At 76.0% G+C, this 2,919-nt stretch carries 3 protein-coding genes; 2 read left to right on the plus strand and 1 reads right to left on the minus strand.

What is annotated here, in order from left to right; genetic code table 11:
• On the plus strand, positions 1-924 hold a 924-nt coding region (locus VR44_RS36185), incomplete at its 5' end, for a PP2C family serine/threonine-protein phosphatase (RefSeq protein WP_045951902.1).
• A 549-nt stretch (positions 925-1,473) separates the two neighbouring features.
• Complete coding sequence (locus VR44_RS36190) at positions 1,474-1,851, plus strand: ATP-binding protein (protein ID WP_045951904.1); 378 nt, start codon at positions 1,474-1,476, stop codon at positions 1,849-1,851.
• An 87-nt stretch (positions 1,852-1,938) separates the two neighbouring features.
• On the opposite strand, the gene VR44_RS36195 is transcribed toward VR44_RS36190, so the two are convergent.
• A partial coding sequence (locus tag VR44_RS36195; protein WP_052713990.1) for a DUF2637 domain-containing protein occupies positions 1,939-2,919 on the minus strand: 981 nt, incomplete at its 5' end.

The following is a 2,919-nucleotide window of genomic DNA, read 5'->3' on the forward strand; positions in this document are numbered from 1 at the left end:
GAGGGGAACCTGGACGTGCCGCCGGCGCCGCGCGAGGCTGGACGGGAGCCGCGGCCCGGACCCGTACCGGAGCCGCCCGGGCGGCCGACGGTCAGCCACCTCGGGGACCGGGCCCCCACCTACGCCGCCGAACCGGGGGCCCTGCCCGCGGCCGACCCGGCCGCGCTGGACTTCCTCACCCCCGACACCGTCCTGGACGGGGCCCGTTACGGCACGTACACCCTGCGCGCCGCCTCCCTGCGCGGGGACTCCGCCCGCTACCGGGGCGAGGCCCGCCGGGACTTCCTGCTCACCGCCCGCTTCGGCAGCGGGGACGACGCCCTGGTGCTGGTGGTCCTGGCCGGCGGGGACCGGGCCGCCCCCGGCGCCCGCGAGGCCGCCGCCGAACTGGGGCACTCCGTCGCGGCGGCCGTGGGGCGCAGCCGGGAGCGGCTCGCCGAGGACATCCGGGCGGGCCGCCGCGAGGCCCTGCTGTCGGGGCTCCAGCGGCTCACCGACCGCGGCTACGGGCGGCTGCGGGCCCGGGCCGCCGAACTCGGGCTCGACCAGGAGGCCTACACGGCCGGACTGCGCGGGCTGCTGCTGCCGCTCGACCCGCAGTGCCCGCACCGGATCTGCTTCGGCGCCGGCCCGGGGGGCATCTTCCGGCTCCGTTCGGGCCGCTGGCAGGACCTGGAGGAGGGCACCGGCGGGGCCACCGGCTTCCGGTTCCGTGCGTCGGCGGCCCGGCCGGGTGACACCCTGCTGCTCTGCTCCGCGGGTCTCGCGGACCCCATGCGTGAGGAGGGGCTGCTCCCGGCCGAACTCGCCGACCGCTGGTCCCAGGGCGAACCGCCGGGCCTCGCGGCCTTCCTCGCGGACACCCAGCTCCGGGTCAAGGGCTACGCCGACGACCGGACGGCCGCCGCGGTCTGGGAGGCGTGACCGGGCCGTCAAGGGGTGCGGTCCCCCGGGTGTGGGCGGTTCCTCGATGCCGGTGGGAGATTTCCTCCCCCTCGTGCAGTAGGGGCCGCCCGTCAAAGTGCTCCTCTTCGGTGGTCCGAGTCCGGAGGCGGCGGGGGATACCTGCCGCATTCCGGCCTCCGTCCGTACGCGGCCGGGCCGGTGCGGTCCGCCGCGCGGGAGGCGGGCCCGCCCCGGTACAGGGGGTGCGGGAGGCCGGACGCCTGTCGGTTCCACCGAGGACCGGTGTCCGGGCGGTGACCGGATTCGCACCATCGGACAACGGGCCGTGGCGGCCCGGGGCGCGGGCGGGACGGTGCGGATGGCCGGATCCCGTCGGCTCCGCCCGCCCCGCCCGCTGGGGCGAAGGAGTGTGAACCCGCCCCAGGGGCATGCATTCCGTAGACCAGTTCGACATCCGGGCACAGGAATACGGGGAGGTACATCGCCGTGCGCGTGGGGGCGAAGACGGGGAAGCCGTGGCGGAGGGGGCGGCCGGTGCCGCGCGAACCGTCGCAGGACCAGGCGGAGATGACGCGCAGAGTGGGCCGGGCCGATCTGAAGGCGGTGGGCCAGGTGCGCAGGGACCTGCGGGAGCTGCTCCGCCACCACTGCCGGGCCGATACGGCCGAGGTGGCCGAACTGCTGGTCACCGAACTCGTCACCAACGCCCTCGTCCACACGGAGGGGGGTGCCGAGGTGTCCGCCCGCGTGAAGGACGCCCGGTTACGGGTCGAGGTCCGCGACGGCGCCGCCCGCCGGCCCCGGCCGCACGTACCGTCCGCCGACGACGGTACGCACGGACGGGGGCTGGTCCTGGTGGAGGCGCTCGCCGACACCTGGGGCGTGGACCCGCTGGCGCTGGGGCCGGGCAAGGTGGTCTGGTTCGAGCTGGAGGACGCCGGATAGCGGTCCGCGGCGTGCGACAGCGGGGCCGCCCGAGGGCTGCCCCGCTGAGGCGTGCGCGGCGCTGCGGCGTTCCGGCGGTCGTGCCGGTCAGCCGAACTGCTGCTCCAGGTCCTTCAGTTTGCGCTCCAGTGAGTCGAGTCGGGGGATGGTCTGGGTGTCGTCCTCGGCGGTGAGGTCCACCGTCCGGGGGCCGGCCGGGTCAGCGGACTCGGCTGTGTTCACGGCTTGCAGGGAGGGCCTTCGTCGCAGGGGCAGTTGTCCTGGTTCCGATATGGCCGGCTCCGCGCCGACCGGCGCGGAGCCCGTCCCGGGGTTCAGCCCCGGCAGGTCGACCTGACGCGCCCGGGCCCGCCCGAACGCCCTGTTCTGCCGGCCCAGCGCCTTGATGCGGGCGCGGTCCAGACGGTGCTGCTCCCGCCTGCGGTGCCGGTCCTGCTCCCGCTCCTTCTTGTCCTCGCGCACCTCGTCGACCGCCTCGTCGAGCGTGCGCACGCCCTCCAGGAGCATCAGGGACCAGGCGCCGAAGGTCTCGCGGGGGGCGCGCAGCCAGCGGACCATGCGGATCTGCGGCAGCGGGCGGGGGATCAGGCCCTGCTCGCGCAGCGCCGCCCGGCGGGTCTGCTTGAGGGCGCGGTCGAAGAGCACGGCCGCCGAGAGCGACATCCCGGCGAAGAACTGCGGCGCCCCGTCGTGGCCCGAACCCCTGGGCGCGTGAACCCAGTTGAACCAGGCGGCCGCCCCGGCGAAGAGCCAGACCAGCATCCGGGAGCCCAGGGCGGCGTCGCCGTGGCTGGCCTCGCGGACCGCGAGCACCGAGCAGAACATGGCGGCGCCGTCGAGGCCGAAGGGGACCAGGTACTCCCAGCCGCCGGACAGGTTGAGGTTCTGCCGGCCGAAGCCGACCAGCCCGTGGAAGGAGAGCGCGGCGGCCACCGCCGCGCAGCAGAAGAGCAGGACGTACGAGGCGGTGCCGTAGACGGCCTCCTTGCGCCGCCGCCGCTCCTCGCTGCGCTCCCAGCTGTCGTCGGCCGCGGCCTTCTCGCCCTCGCGCTTGCCCCGGGCCAGCAC

Source organism: Streptomyces katrae (assembly GCF_000966975.1).
In the GTDB taxonomy this organism is placed as follows: Bacteria; Actinomycetota; Actinomycetes; order Streptomycetales; family Streptomycetaceae; genus Streptomyces; species Streptomyces katrae.

Coding starts and splice junctions, on each gene's coding strand:
- VR44_RS36190 (WP_045951904.1), top strand. CDS start 1,474: ATGACGCGCAGAGTGGGCCGGGCCGATCTGAAGGCGGTGGGCCAGGTG.